The sequence below is a fragment of the Mycobacterium sp. SM1 genome, from assembly GCF_018361265.1.
GTDB lineage: Bacteria > Actinomycetota > Actinomycetes > Mycobacteriales > Mycobacteriaceae > Mycobacterium.
This window is the reverse complement of the sequence record NZ_JAFLNH010000004.1, coordinates 133,947-148,083: the sequence shown is the minus strand read 5'-3', so window position 1 is coordinate 148,083 and position 14,137 is coordinate 133,947. Positions and strand designations below refer to the sequence as shown.

Annotated in this window: 12 protein-coding genes and 2 pseudogenes; 4 read left to right on the top strand and 10 right to left on the bottom strand. The window is 67.8% G+C overall.

Annotation, left to right across the window (positions count from 1 at the left end; genetic code table 11):
- Window positions 1–12: 12 nt before the first annotated feature.
- Window positions 13–1,188, top strand: a pseudogene (locus MSM1_RS17150) (TerC/Alx family metal homeostasis membrane protein); the annotation flags it as partial.
- A 121-nt stretch (window positions 1,189–1,309) separates the two neighbouring features.
- On the opposite strand, the gene MSM1_RS17145 reads toward MSM1_RS17150, so the two are convergent.
- The 7 genes from MSM1_RS17145 to MSM1_RS17115 form a co-directional block, all read right to left on the bottom strand.
- Window positions 1,310–2,470, bottom strand: coding sequence for an acyl-CoA dehydrogenase family protein (locus tag MSM1_RS17145; protein ID WP_213444788.1), 1,161 nt, complete (start codon window positions 2,468–2,470; stop codon window positions 1,310–1,312).
- Between the two features lie 69 nt (window positions 2,471–2,539).
- A complete protein-coding gene (gene hflX, locus MSM1_RS17140) occupies window positions 2,540–3,979 on the bottom strand; it encodes a GTPase HflX (protein ID WP_213444786.1) in 1,440 nt (479 codons plus the stop codon).
- A gap of 46 nt (window positions 3,980–4,025) precedes the next feature.
- Window positions 4,026–4,895 (bottom strand): diaminopimelate epimerase, encoded by an 870-nt coding sequence (gene dapF, locus MSM1_RS17135; protein ID WP_213445665.1) that lies wholly within the window; start codon window positions 4,893–4,895, stop codon window positions 4,026–4,028.
- Window positions 4,892–5,827, bottom strand: a complete 936-nt coding sequence (gene miaA, locus MSM1_RS17130) for a tRNA (adenosine(37)-N6)-dimethylallyltransferase MiaA (RefSeq protein ID WP_213445663.1) — start codon at window positions 5,825–5,827, stop codon at window positions 4,892–4,894. The genes dapF and miaA overlap by 4 nt, the downstream gene beginning before the upstream one ends.
- Before the next feature lie 10 nt (window positions 5,828–5,837).
- Window positions 5,838–6,533 carry a hypothetical protein gene (locus tag MSM1_RS17125; RefSeq protein ID WP_213444784.1) on the bottom strand — a complete coding sequence of 232 codons (696 nt, stop codon included), beginning with the start codon at window positions 6,531–6,533 and terminating at the stop codon, window positions 5,838–5,840.
- Between the two features lie 27 nt (window positions 6,534–6,560).
- Window positions 6,561–7,463: a DMT family transporter gene (locus MSM1_RS17120; protein ID WP_213444782.1), complete on the bottom strand. Its 903-nt coding sequence runs from the start codon at window positions 7,461–7,463 to the stop codon at window positions 6,561–6,563.
- A 162-nt stretch (window positions 7,464–7,625) separates the two neighbouring features.
- Complete coding sequence (locus tag MSM1_RS17115) at window positions 7,626–8,543, bottom strand: DMT family transporter (protein WP_213444780.1); 918 nt, start codon at window positions 8,541–8,543, stop codon at window positions 7,626–7,628.
- Between the two features lie 623 nt (window positions 8,544–9,166).
- Between MSM1_RS17115 and MSM1_RS17110 the strand changes: the two genes are divergently transcribed.
- Window positions 9,167–10,474 (top strand): DUF349 domain-containing protein, encoded by a 1,308-nt coding sequence (locus MSM1_RS17110; RefSeq protein WP_213444778.1) that lies wholly within the window; start codon window positions 9,167–9,169, stop codon window positions 10,472–10,474.
- Here MSM1_RS17110 and MSM1_RS17105 read toward each other — a convergent pair.
- Complete coding sequence (locus MSM1_RS17105; RefSeq protein WP_213444776.1) at window positions 10,471–10,905, bottom strand: transposase; 435 nt, start codon at window positions 10,903–10,905, stop codon at window positions 10,471–10,473. The two genes, MSM1_RS17110 and MSM1_RS17105, sit on opposite strands and share 4 nt — an antisense overlap.
- A 180-nt stretch (window positions 10,906–11,085) precedes the next feature.
- Between MSM1_RS17105 and MSM1_RS23055 the strand changes: the two are divergent.
- Both MSM1_RS23055 and MSM1_RS23050 read left to right on the top strand, forming a co-directional pair.
- A pseudogene (locus MSM1_RS23055) lies at window positions 11,086–11,235 on the top strand (hypothetical protein); the annotation flags it as partial.
- A gap of 91 nt (window positions 11,236–11,326) precedes the next feature.
- Complete coding sequence (locus tag MSM1_RS23050) at window positions 11,327–11,755, top strand: zinc ribbon domain-containing protein (RefSeq protein WP_374101748.1); 429 nt, start codon at window positions 11,327–11,329, stop codon at window positions 11,753–11,755.
- A gap of 125 nt (window positions 11,756–11,880) precedes the next feature.
- Here MSM1_RS23050 and MSM1_RS17090 read toward each other — a convergent pair whose 3' ends face one another.
- Together MSM1_RS17090 and miaB are read right to left on the bottom strand one after the other, a co-directional pair.
- Window positions 11,881–12,504, bottom strand: coding sequence for a hypothetical protein (locus MSM1_RS17090; RefSeq protein WP_213444772.1), 624 nt, complete (start codon window positions 12,502–12,504; stop codon window positions 11,881–11,883).
- Window positions 12,501–14,036: a tRNA (N6-isopentenyl adenosine(37)-C2)-methylthiotransferase MiaB gene (miaB, locus tag MSM1_RS17085; protein WP_213444769.1), complete on the bottom strand. Its 1,536-nt coding sequence runs from the start codon at window positions 14,034–14,036 to the stop codon at window positions 12,501–12,503. Before miaB ends, MSM1_RS17090 begins: the two co-directional genes overlap by 4 nt.
- Between the last annotated feature and the right edge of the window lie 101 nt (window positions 14,037–14,137).

Sequence of the window (14,137 nt, the reverse complement as noted above, 5' to 3'; positions counted from 1 at the left end):
AATACAGCTGACATGGGTGCTTCCACACTGGTCTGGGCGCTGACGGTCGCGGCAATCCTCGGGTTGGTGCTGGTGGATTACGTCTTCCACATCCGCAAGACACACCTGCCGACGTTACGCGACGCCGCGATCTGGTCGGCAATCTATATCGGCATCGCGGCGGTTTTTGGGATCGGAGTCGTCATCGTCGGCGACGCCACGATGGGCGTCCAGTATTTCGCCTGCTACCTCAGCAACGAGGCCTTATCGGTGGACAATTTGTTTGTCTTTTTGGTTCTCATGGGCCGGTTCACGGTCCCCCGGGTTGCTCAGCAAAAAGTGTTGCTGTTCGGCGTTACGTTCGCGCTCATCGCGCGCACCGGATTCATCTTCGCCGGTGCCGCGCTCATCAGGATTGTCAACTGGGCGTTTTACCTGTTCGGCCTGGTCTTGTTGATGACGGCCGACAATCTCGCCAGGCCCGAGGACTCGGAGCGGCGCACGGCCGACAGTGTGGTCATCCGTCTGGCCACCCGCTTTTTGCGGACTTCCGCCAGCTACGACGGCGATCGACTGTTCACCGCCGAGAACGGCAAATCGGTGATGACCCCGATGCTGCTCGCCATGATCGCGGTGGGCGGCACCGACCTATTGTTCGCATTCGACTCGATTCCTGCGCTGTTTGGCCTTACCCGAAACATCTACCTGATGTTCACCGCCACCGCGTTATCGCTGTTGGGTCTGCGTCAGTTGTATTTCCTGATCGACGGCCTGCTGGACCGGCTCGTCTACCTGTCCTATGGGCTGGCGCTGATCCTGGGCTTCATCGGTATCAAGCTGCTGCTGCAGGCGCTGCACGAGAACAACGTTCCGTTCATGAACCACGGTAGGCCGGTCCCGGTCGGTGATGTGAGCACCGATCTGTCGCTCATGGTGATCATCGCCATCCTGGTCTTAACCACGGGGGCGTCATTGCTGTCGGCTCGGGGGCGCGCGCAGAATGCGGTCGCTCGAGCCCGTCGGCACGCCCGGGAATATCTCAGCCTGCACCGTGAACTCGATCCCGCCGAGCGCGAGAAGACATTCGCTGCGCTGCTCACCGAAGAACGCCAAATCAATGCGCTGCCAATGAAATACCGGGCGCGAATCCCAAACGAAGACGAACTCGTCGAGCTTTTGCGCAAGGCGCACCAGCTACACGACGCGAACCAGCCAGGCCAAAACCGACCCCGGCCAGCGAACGAGGCCCCGCCAGGACCCGGCAACAGCGCCGGGGAAGCCCGCCCCGGGCCGCTGCCCAGCCGACATCATCGAACGGGTTAAACACCGGTTACACACCGAGGCTGCGGCCGATGATCTCTTTCATAATCTCGGTTGTGCCACCGTATATCGTCTGCACACGTGCGTCCAAATAGGCTCGGGCGATAGGATATTCGCGCATATAGCCGTAACCTCCATGTAGCTGCAGGCAGCGGTCGATCAGGTGTACCTGCTTTTCGGTCGCGTACCACTTGGCCATCGCCGCCTGCTCTGCGGTGAGCTTTCCATCGAGGTGCAACCGGATGAACTCGTCGACCATGATCCGCACCAACGTGGCCTCGGTGGCCAGTTCGGCCAGCAGGAACCGGCTGTTCTGGAAACTACCGATCGGCCGGCCAAAGGCTTTGCGCTCTTTGGCGTATTGCAGCGTCAGCTCCAGCACGGCCTCCATCGCCGCAGCCGCCATGATAGCGATCGCGATACGTTCCTGGGGCAGGTTCTGCATCAGGTAGATGAACCCCATGCCCTCCTCGCCGAGGAGATTCTCGGCGGGAACCTGGACGTCGGTAAACGACAGTTCTGCGGTGTCCTGGGCGTCCAGGCCGATCTTGTCCAGGTGACGGCCGCGGTCGAAACCCGTCATCCCACGTTCGACGACCAGCAGCGAGAAGCCCTGAGACCCTTTTTCCGGGTCCGTCTGCGCTACCACGATCACCAGGTCAGAGTTGATTCCGTTGGTAATGAACGTCTTTGATCCGTTGAGCAGGTAATGATCTCCGTGTTTGACGGCGCGGGTTTTGATGCCCTGTAAGTCACTGCCGGCGCCCGGCTCGGTCATGGCGATCGCGGTGATCAATTCCCCGGTGCAGAACTTGGGCAACCACCGCCGCTTTTGCTCTTCGGTGGCCAGCCGCAGCAGGTAGGGCGCGACCACGTCGTTGTGCAGCCCGAAGCCGATTCCGCTGTAGCGCCCCTTGGTGGTCTCCTCAGAGATGATCGTGTTGTAGCGGAAGTCGGGATTACCCCCGCCGCCGTACTCCTCGGGCACCGCCATACCCAGAAATCCCTGCTTACCGGCCTCGAGCCACACATTGCGGTCGACGATTTTCGCCCTTTCCCAGTCCTCGTGATACGGCGCGACATAACGATCGAGGAAGGCCCGGTAAGACTCGCGGAAGAGCTCATGCTCGGGCTCAAACAGCGTGCGCTGATACTTGACGGCACCGCTCATGGACGACCTCCGGCAGACGGGGATGCTGCGCCCAAGATATACCAACCAGGTGGTTGGTCGGGTGCCGGGCTATGAGGTCGAGGCCCGGCCGGGCGCCGCGGCGAACTCGCGCAAACTCGCCGCCAAGGCCAGCGGCACCCGGGCCCGGATGTGTGTGCCGGTGTCCCGGTGCTCGGTTTGCTGGACGCGGCCGTCGGCATGCACCCGGGAGACGAGATCGCCGCGGTCATACGGGATCACCACGTCGACCGCGGTGTCGATCGGCGTGGCTAACTCGGCCATCCGCCGCCGCAACGCGTCAATGCCCTCACCCGTGCGCGCGGAGACGAACACCGCGCCCGGCAAGGCCCGACGCAACTGGGCCAGCACCAGATCGCTGGCGGCGTCGACCTTGTTGACCACCAGCAGCTCCGGCGCCGGATCGCCGTGGTGGTCGGCGATCACCTCGGAGAGAACCTGGCGTACCGCGCTGATCTGCGCCAGCGGGTGGGCGTCGGAGCCGTCGACGACATGGACCAGCAGGTCGGCGTCGACAACCTCCTCCAGGGTGGAGCGGAACGCCTCGACCAGCTGGGTGGGCAGGTGGCGCACGAAGCCAACGGTGTCGGTGAGCACGAATGGCCGCCCGTCGGGAAACTCTCCCCGGCGAGTGGTGGGATCCAGGGTCGCGAATAGGGCGTCCTGCACCAGGACCCCCGCCCCGGTCAGGGCGTTAAGCAGGCTGGATTTGCCAGAGTTGGTGTAACCGACGATCACGATGGACGGCACCTCGCTGCTCAGGCGCCGGCGCCGCTGGGTGTCGCGGGCCTGCTTCATGGCCTTGATCTCGCGTCGCAGCTTGGCCATCCGCTCGCGGATGCGGCGGCGATCGGTCTCGAGCTTGGTCTCACCGGGACCACGCAGACCCACCCCGCCGGTGCTTCCGCCGGCACGCCCCCCCGCCTGCCGCGACATGGACTCACCCCATCCGCGAAGCCGCGGCAGCAGGTACTCCATTTGCGCCAGCGACACCTGGGCTTTGCCCTCCCGGCTGACTGCATGCTGGGCGAAGATGTCGAGAATCAGCGCGGTGCGGTCGATGACTTTGACCTTGACCGCCTTCTCCAGCGCGGTCAGCTGCGCCGGGGACAGCTCGCCGTCGCAGATCACGGTGTCAGCGCCGGTGGCCAGCACCACCTCGCGCAGCTCGGCGGTCTTGCCCGAGCCGATGTAGGTGGCCGGATCGGGCTTGTCGCGGCGCTGGATCAAGCCCTCGAGCACCTGTGAGCCGGCCGTTTCTGCCAGCGCTGCAAGCTCGGCCAGGCTGGCCTCGGCTTCTGCGGCGCTGCCATCGGTCCAGACCCCGACGAGCACCACCCGCTCGAGGCGCAGCCGCCGATACTCGACCTCCGTGACGTCGGCGAGTTCGGTAGACAGGCCCGCGACACGGCGCAGCGCCGATCGATCGTCGAGCGTTAACTCGCCCGCAGTGGGCGGTAAAGCGGGATCAGGAAATTCTGGATGTGTCATTGGCAATTACAGATGGTGCCCGCCGAGTCGGCGTTGTGCATCACAATTAACGCAGCTGGGCCCGCCACCATTCCTCGCTGAGTTCGCCCCGGGCCACCAGCACCGACGGCCCGCGCAAGTAGCTGGTGGTTTCGGTGATGGTGACGAGAACCGCCCCGCCGGGCACCCGCACGGTAAGCGTTCCGGTGTCGGCGCCGCCGTGGGCCAGTGCGGCCACCGCGGCGGCGACGGTGCCCGTGCCGCAGGAGCGCGTTTCACCGACGCCTCGTTCGTGCACCCGCATCGACACCGCCCCGCCGGACGCGGCGGTGAGGATTTCCACGTTGACCCCGTCGGGAAAACGCGCCCGGTCATAGGCCACCGGCGCCACCTCCAACGCCGCCAGCGCCTCCACGGTCAGCCGCGGATCCACGCACGCCAGGTGCGGGTTGCCCACGTCGACCGCCACACCGCTGAACCGCCGGCCGGCGATGGTGGCCTGCCCCGTGCCCAGCAGCTGGGCCTTGCCCATGTCGACGGTGACGTCGGCGGTGGTGGCATCGGCGCGGTGCACGGTGATCGGCCGGGGGCCCGCCAGGGACCCAATCGTGAACCGGTCACGGGTCTCCAACCCCGCGGCACGTAGGTAGTGCGCGAACACCCGCGCGCCGTTGCCGCACATCTGAGCGACCGAGCCGTCGGCATTGCGATAGTCCAGGTACCAGTCGGTCGCGCCGACCCCGTCGGGCAGGCGCTCCAGCGCCCCGGCGGTCAGCGCCGCACGCGCCGTCGTCACCCGCAGCAGACCGTCGGCACCCAGCCCGCGTCGCCGGTCACAAACCGCGGCCACCACCGCAGGTGTCAGCGTCAATTCGGCGCCCAGATCGACCACAAGCACGAAATCGTTCTGCGTGCCATGGCCCTTGGCGAAGATCACCTGCTCAACGATACGTGCCGCCACACCCGTAACGTGTCCTCGACGAGGTGGGCCGAGGTCGCATCGAGCCAGTGGATGCGGTGGTCGCGGCGCAACCATGACCGCTGACGGCGCACGTAGCGGCGGGTACCGATATAGGTCTTTTGGCGCGCCTCCTCCAGCCTGTCGACTCCCCCACCGGCGTCCAGCGCCGCGATAACCTGCGCGTAGCCCAAGGCCCGGGAGGCCGTGACACCCTCGCGCAGTCCCCGGCCGAGCAGCGTGATCACCTCGTCGACAAGACCCTGAGCGAACATAGCGTCGGTGCGGCGAGCCAAACGGTCATCGAGAAGCTCGGTGTCGCAATCTAATCCGACGATCACAGCACCCCAGCGCGGTGCGCCGATGCTCGGCGCCGACGCGGCGAACGGCTGCCCGGTAAGCTCCACGACCTCCAGTGCGCGCACAATGCGGCGACCGTCGGTCGGCTGGATGCAGGCGGCCGCCGCCGGATCACGCTCCGCTAGCTCGCTGTGCAGCCTAGGGGCGCCAACCGCGGCGAGTCGTTGCTCCCATTTGGCCCGGACTTGCCGATCGGTCGCCGGAAAGGACCAGTCGTCGAGCAGCGATTGGACGTAGAGCATCGAGCCCCCCACCACGATCGGTACCGATCCGCGGGCGACGATTGCTTCGACGTCGGCGCCGGCCTGTTGCTGATAGCGTGCAACGCTTGCCGTTTCGCTGACATCAAGGACGTCCAGCTGGTGATGGGGAATGCCGCGCCGGTGGGCCAGCGGCAGCTTCGCGGTGCCGATGTCCATGCCCCGGTAGAGCTGCATCGCGTCGGCGTTGACGATTTCCGCGCTGGTCTCACCGCTGAGACGCTCGGCGACGTCAAGCGCCAGCTGCGACTTGCCGGTGCCGGTGGGACCGGTGATCACCAGTGGTCTCACGGCAGGCATGTCACGGCTGCCACACGCCAGCGAAGTAGCCCACGCCGTAGGGCGCGCCGCGGTAGAGCTCCTTGGTGGATCGTGGCGCCGGCTCGGCCAGGCCCGCCAACACCTGAAATGCCACCCGGCCGACGACCTGCTCGGGCAGCCGGCTCAAGGCGGCGATGTCACCGCAGGCCAACGCGTCATCCAGGGCCCGCTGAACGCCGGCGTCGCGGGGTTCGTAGCCCCCGGGTGCGGTTGGTGTGAGGGTGGTCACGCCGTCGGCCACAACTAGCACACCGGTCGGCTCGGCCGACTGGTCAATCTCGGTACGCAGCTGCCTGCCCCGCGCCAGCGCGGCGTCGGCACCATGGGTACCGGCGTAGACCCGGACCTCGGCGCTTGCCTCGGGCCGGGCCTGACCCCGCGCCCAGGCGGCAAAGAGCGCGCACAGCGGCAATTCGGCCAGTTGCTCGGCTTGCTCACCGGCCGGTGGCGAGAGCCGTACCCGCAGGTCGGCCCCGAAACCGGCGAAGGTGCCGGCGGTTTCCGGGCGCCATGCGCCGTCCGCGCGGCCCGCACCGATCACAATCCAGCGCGGCGGCAACGACGCGGCCGCCGCGATCACCGCCGCCCGCGCCTCCGCCAGTTCGGCAGCGGCGGCACCGGCCAGTTCGGGAACCAGCACCGGGGCGGAGGGGACAATCGCGATGGCGGCTAACACGCCACCAAACTAGCCAAACTAGCGTCGTTACGCGGTGACCCGCCGCGCCTCGACCGGTATGGCAGTCGCACGGGCCTCCATCGCGGCGGCTTCGCCACGGGCTAGGGCCGCGGTCGCCACGATCACCACGGTCACCGCCGCCGCCAGCGCGAAAACCTCCGGGCCGTCGGCGCGCAGGGTCTCATGCAGCACGGTGATTCCCAGGATCCACGCCACGACCGGCTTGGCCATCGTCATGGTCGGCAACGACGCGGTCAGGGCGCCGGCGCGAAACGCCGCCTGCTGAAACACCATCCCGGCCAGCGCCATGGCCAGCCAGGCATACAGCTCGGGTGCGCGCAGCAGGGCTCCGGCGCCGCCTTCACCCGCTTCGACAACTCCCTTAGTCAGCACCGCGAACAGCGCCAACGACGAGCCGGCCACCACTGCCAGCAAGACCGCCGCCACCGCTCCCGACCAGATCCGTGCGCCCAGCGCGCACAGCAGCAACGCCGGGCCCATCACCGCGGCGACGGCCATCCAGGTGCCCAGCGAAGCCCGCTGCTGGCCCTGCGTGGGGTCGCCGACCGTGATCACCGTCGCCACCGCACCGGCCAGCAACACCGCCCACATCCACTCCCGGGGGGTGACCCGGTGGCGGGTCAGGCGCGCATTGATTGGCAGCGCAAACAACAGCACCGTCACCTGCAACGCCGTCACCAGGATCACCGACCCGAGACTCAGCGCGGCTGCCTGCAAGCTGTAATTCGCCACGGCCGCGGCCCCGCCCAGCCACCACCGCCCGTCGCGCAGCGAAAGGAGGAACAGTGTCCACGGGCCGACGGGCTGGTCGGTGATCTCTTGCGCGGAGCGCTGACGGATCACCGAGCCGGCCGCGGAGACCAGCGCAGCGCTCAAGGCGAGCAGTACCGCAATATCCGCTTTCGCCACTGTTGACCTCCTCGTCTATGCGCCAGCCATGGCCGCCGCCTGCCAGCGCACCGGCTCTCCCCGTCCCCCACGCGCCCCGCGAATCCCCGCGCGTCCCGCGGACCTTCAAGCGCCCCCGGACATCCAATGGTCAATAATGGTCAATCCTGACAGCCGGCCGGGTCAGGGTTGCGACGGCGCGGCGGGCCGGTGGGCGATTTTCACGTCGCGCCCGGCGCCGGCCGCCATCGTCGCGGCCTCCCCGCGGGCCAGGGCGATCGTGGCGACGATCACCACCACCGCCGCCACCACCAGCGCAAACCACTCCGCGCCGTCAGCGTTCAGGGTCTCACCAAGCACGGTGATCCCGAGCACCGAGGCCACCACCGGCTTGGCCACCGTCATCGTCGGCAGAGACGCGGTCAGCGCGCCGGCGCGAAACGCCGACTGCTGGTAGATCATCCCGGCCAGCCCGGCCAGCAGCCAGGCGTACAGCTCCGCGCTATGCAGCACGCGGAGGGCACCGTGCTCGACCGCCTCGACAAGGCCCTTGGTCAACACCGCGAACAGCGCCAACGACGAACCCGACACCGCCGCCAGCAGCACCGCCGCAGCCGGACGGTCCGCCCAGATGCGGGCGCCCAGCACGCAAAGCCCCAGTAGCGGGCCCATCACGGCGGCCACCACAATCCAGCGTTCCAGCGAGCCGTGCGAGGTGCCGGCCTTTGGCTGCCCCACCGCGACCACGACGGCCAACGCCGCGGCCAGCAGGACCGCCCACAGCCATTCGCGGGGGGTTATCCGGTGACGCGTTATCCGCGCATAGATCGGAAGGGCGAAGAGCAGTGCCGTCACCTGCAGCGCCATCACCAGCATCACCGAGCCCTTGTCGAGGGCCGCGGCCAGCAAGCCATAACTGGCGATGTCCCCCGTGCCGCCCAGCCACCATCGGGTGTCCCGCAACAGCATGGTGAACAAAGCCAGCGGGCCGACCGGTCTCTCGGTGATCTCCTGTGCGCAGCGCTGACGGATCACCGAGCCGATCGCCGCAGCCAGCGCGGCGCACAGGGCGAGCGACACCGCGATGTCCGCCCTCGACATGAGTGACCTCCTCGCCGATGTCCGGCCCGCAAGCCGCCTCGGGTACGCGTTGTTCTTCACGACCGGCTCCGCGCCCATTCCCGTTTCGCTGGGCAGCGTCGCGACTTCGACGGGCCCGCCCCCGTAGAGCTTCCCACCTAGCAACACCTAGCCACCAACCTACGCACGACCGACGCGACCACTGGCAGCCCGGGGTGCACTCCGGGCAACACGGCACGACGCGAACCGCCTAGGGCTGAAACACCGTCCCTGTCAGCGCGACCAGCGTCCACGCGTACCACTCCCGCGCGCGCAGCACCGTCCCCGGGGCCGTCGTCGAGCACGGCGGCCACACTTTGAGTCAGCACCGCACATAACGCCCACGATGACGCCGACCCCACCGCCAGGAGCACCGCGGCCACACCGGACCCGACCAGATCCGCGCGCCGCTGGCCAGACCCGGTTTCAGGCGCACCGCCTGCCCGGCGGCGCGTCACCGGTCAAGCTGCTTCAATAGCTGGTGGACCCTCGGGGGATCGTGTGACGGCCGTCGGGCCGACGGGCTCCGATGGTGAGGTGATGGCGCCGCGATGCGCGGCAGGTGCGCGGGGATGACCCGCGCGAAGGGTAGGTGACGGAAGCAGATGACGGCCGAAAAGCCCCAGACCAGTGATGCACCCAAGCCGGCTCCCCGGCCAGGACCGCGTCCAGGGCCCCGCCCTACCGCCCCTGCGTCACCACCGGCCAACGATCCGCGCCGGTTCGGTCGTGTCGATGACGACGGCACAGTGTGGCTGATCACCGGTGCCGGCGAGCGTGTCATCGGCCGCTGGCAAGCCGGCGATCCCGAGGCGGCGTTCGCTCATTTCGGGCGACGATTCGAGGATTTGAACACCGAGATCACGCTGATGGAGGAGCGGCTGGTGTCGGGCTCCGGCGATGCCCGCAAGATCAAAAACGCCGCGGCGGCGCTGGCTGAGGCCTTGCCGACGGCGAATGTGCTCGGCGACGTCGACGCACTCGCGGCCCGCTTGGACGCCATTCGCGAACACGCCGACGCCGTCACCGCCGCGGATCGCGCCCGCCGCGAGGAGCTGCGCGCCGCCCAGACGGCCCGTAAGGAAGCGCTGGCCGCTGAGGCCGAGGAACTCGCCGCACACTCGACGCAGTGGAAAGTGGCCGGTGACCGCCTCCGCGCCATTCTCGAAGAATGGAAGACGATCACCGGCGTGGACCGCAAGACCGACGACGCGCTGTGGAAGCGCTACTCGGCCGCCCGGGACACCTTCAACCGGCGTCGGGGATCCCACTTCGCCGGGCTCGACCGTGAGCGATCAGGGGCCCGGCAGGCAAAGGAACGGCTGTGTGAACGCGCCGAGGAACTGTCGCGGTCCACGGACTGGGCTACCACCAGCGCGGAATTTCGCAAGTTGCTCAGCGAATGGAAAGCGGCCGGCCGAGCGGCCCGGGATGTCGACGACGCGCTGTGGCGCCGGTTCAAAGCCGCCCAAGACTCGTTTTTCGCGGCGAGAAACGCGGCGACCGCAGAACGGGAGGCGGAGTTGTGGGCTAATGCGCACGCGAAAGAGGCGCTGCTGGCCGAGGCGGAAAAACTCGACACCAGCAACCTCGACGCCGCCCGGGCGGCGCTGCGGTCGATTACCGAGAAATGGAATGCGATCGGCAAGGTGCCACGGGAGCGCTCCGCGGAGTTGGAGCGGCGACTGCGCGCGGTCGAGAAAAAGGTGCGCGACGCCCAGCCGGACTGGTGGGATCCCCAGGCCCAGGCGCGTGCCGAGCAGTTCCGCACCCGAGCCGAGCAATTCGAACGCCAGGCACAAAAAGCGGAAGCCGCCGGCCGCAGCAAAGAAGCCGAGGAAGCCAAGGCGAACGCCGCGCAGTGGCGTCAATGGGCCGAGGCTGCCGCTAACGCGCTGACCCGAAGGTCCTAAGGCGTGTCGAGCAGCTGGCTGCGGTCGAGTCGTCGAAGTAGTAAAGCGATTTGGCTGAGGTAGAGGAAGCCTTCGTGGGCGGCCAGCGTGGTTTCGTAGTGGCGGTCGATGCGGCGGCAGTGGTTGATCCAGCCGTTGGTGCGTTCGACTATCCAGCGTCGGGGCTGGACGAAGAAGCCGTGGCCGGGTTTCGGCCCGGACACCACGTCCACGGTGACACCGGCCTTGGCGCAGGCTGTGGTGACGGCCTGCCCGGTGTAGCCGTTGTCCAGCCACACGTGGCTGATGGTCGGCGCGACCCGCTTGGCCTTACCCAGCAGCGTGGGGAATGCCGCCCGGTCGGTCACGTCGGCTGCGGTGACGACAGCGGCGACCAGCACAGCGTTGGTGTCGACGTTGGTGTCGACGAGGACATGGCGTTTGACGCGCACCAAGCACCCCAAGGGCGGCAAACCGGCGATACGCGTCGGTGAGGGCGATCACCCCCGCTCGGCCATGCTGCCCGGCATCGGGGCGGTCGCGGTGCGTGAGGGCACCCGCCGGCTGCGGCGCATGGTCGCCAAACAGCGAGCGACAATCTGTTTCGCCACGATCAGCTACCACGGCGGCCGGTGGTGGTGTTCGTTGAATGCCGAGGCCGCCGACGTGCACCCCGCCCAGCAGCACCCGGCTTCAACCGCAAGGATGCCGCCGCCCGGTTGGGCCGGCGTCACCACCGTGTGGCCAATGTGCGCCGCCATGTCCTGCACCACCTACCCGGCGGGCTGGTCAAGACCCACGACCGGATCGTCATCGAAAACCTGAACGTGACAGGAATGCTGGCCAACCACCGGCCGGCCCGCGCGATCTGCGATGCCGGCTGGGCCGAGCTCGCCCGGATGCCGCGCTACCGGCAGGCCTGGCGCGGCGGGCAGCTCATCGAGGCCGACCGCTGGTATCCCATCGACCCGGCTGTGCCCGCGATGCGGCGCGGTCAACACCGAGATGACGCTGGCCGATCGGGTGTTCACCTGTGGTTGCGGGCATACCGGCGCCCCAGACACCAACGCCGCGACGAATCTGGCCCGCTGGGGCCGCACCCATCACCCGAACCGATCCCCGGACCCCCAAGCAGGAGGCCGGGCCACCACTGCCCGCCGACGGGACGGCTCTGGCCAACACCCACGTGTTGGTGACACCAGCCCGGCTGACGCGGGAACCGAGTTCACACCGCGCCCGCGGCCTGAACCCAGGAACGCCCGAGAATGGCGGTGCCGAGTTCACACCGCGCCCGCGGCCTGAACCCAGGAACGCCCGAGAATGGCGGTGCCGAACACTCACCAAAGTTGTTCGACACGCTTTAAGGCGTGTCCCCGCCCGTCCCGTCTCCGTCTTCGAACGCCCCGAACGCCCCTGGCCCGGCGAGCTTAACCCCACTCCGGACTATCGCGTTCCGGCTTGGGCCGGCCATCATCGGCCGCGGGGCTGGCCGGGCTTTCCGGTGGGGTCTTGCAGTGTTGCGCCGCGCTGGCACGGCGGCGTTCCTGCTCGGCGGCAAGCTGGACGATGGTGCGAGAGCCCACCACCCGGGCCCAGTGAAATGTCAGCAAGATCACCGTGATCCACGCGATGACAAGTCCAACACCGGGGCCCGGATGCCCGGCGGCCGCGGTCTGTCGTGACCACACGGCCAGCAACCCGCCGGCACTGGCCACCGCGGTCCCCGCAAGTGCCACCCAGGCCAACGCCCAGCGCCGGGTCAGCAGGGCCAGCATCGAAAAGCCGACGCCGAACACCAGCGCCAGCCAGCCGAACATCCGTGACGGCAACGTCACCGCGGCCGCGTGGGCACCATGTGTGCTAAACAGCACGTCCCAGCCGTTGACGTCGCCGGTGTGCGGCAGAATAAACGACCCCAGCAGCACGAATACCAGGACGGCGACAACCACAGCCCGTGCGCCCGGGTCGATTTCGCGGGCGATACGGCGTTCCGCCTCTTCGATGTCGGTCTTGAACGCGTCGAAGCCATCCGGCTTCGGACCGGCATTCATGGAGTACACCCGGTTTCACTGGCCGGGCTTGCCGACCGTCCGATACCGGGCATGCCGAGGCCGACTGCCCCGCGTTGCCCGGCGGCGTACCCGTCCCCGGCACGGGTACGGCGACAAGTGCGGATGCCCGAGTCCGCGATGAGATGGTGCGGCGCGGCGTCGGTGACCACCGTGGTGACGATGTCGCCGGGCCGCACCTGCTGTCCGTCGGGGGTGAAGTGCACCAGCCGGCCATCCCGTGCCCGGCCGCTCATCCGCGCTGTACGGGCGTCCTTGCGGCCTTCACCGGTGGCCACCAACAACTCGACGGTCCGGCCGATCTGGGCGCGATTCTCCTCCAGAGCGATCTGCTCCTGCAGTGCCACCAACCTGTTGTAGCGTTCCTGCACAACAGCCTTGGGAACCTGATCGGCCAGTTCGGCCGCCGGCGTGCCCGGACGTTTGGAATACTGGAAGGTGAATGCGCCCGCGAACCGCGCTTGCCGTACAACTTCCAGTGTGGCAGCGAAGTCCTGTTCGGTCTCACCGGGGAAACCGACGATCACATCGGTGGTGATCGCGGCCTGCGGTATGGCCGCCCGCACCCGATCGATGATACTCAGGAAACGCTCGGCGCGATAAGACCGTCGCATCGCCCGCAAGATCCGGTCGGAACCGGACTGCAGCGGCATATGCAAGGCCGGACAGACGTTGGGGGTTTCCGCCATCGCCTCGATGACGTCGTCGCTGAATTCGGCCGGATGCGGGGAAGTGAACCGGACCCGCTCGAGCCCGTCAATTCGCCCGCATGCGCGCAGCAGTTCGGCGAAAGCGCGACGATTGCGCGGCAGGCGTGGATCGGCGAAGGAGACCCCGTACGCGTTAACGTTTTGCCCCAGCAAGGTGACTTCGAGCACACCGGTATCTACCAGCGCCCGGATCTCGGCCAGGATATCCGCTGGGCTGCGGTCCACCTCCTTCCCGCGCAGCGACGGGACGATGCAGAACGTGCAGCGATTGTTGCAGCCCACGGAGATGGAAACCCAGGCCGAATACGCCGATTCGCGAACCGATGGCAGCGTAGAGGGAAACTGCTGCAGCGCCTCGGCGATTTCCACCTGCGCGGCCTTGTTGTGACGCGCCCGCTCCAGCAGCGTCGGCAGCGCAGCGATGTTGTGGGTTCCGAAGACAACGTCGACCCACGGCGCTTTGCGCAGCACCGTTTCTCGGTCCTTTTGGGCCAGGCAGCCCCCGACCGCGATCTGCATGTCCGGGTTACGGTGTTTGCGCGGCGCCAGGTGGCTGAGGTTGCCGTAGAGCTTATTGTCGGCATTCTCGCGCACGGCGCAGGTGTTGAAAACCACCACGTCTGCGTCAGAGCCCTCCGGCGCGCGCCGGTAGCCCGCCGCTTCCAGGAGGCCCGCCAACCGCTCGGAATCATGGACGTTCATCTGGCAGCCGTAGGTGCGTACCTGATAGGTGCGCCCGCGCCCGGGCGAGCACCGGTCTGCGGTTCCCGCCCCCGTCTGGCCCTGCGCCACCGTTGACGTCACGGGGCCATGGTACGGCGACTAGACAGCTCCCGGGTTGGTCGCCTACCCCCGACCACGGCGAGCCGCTCCCGACGTTGTCGCACGACATCGTGGGGATCAGC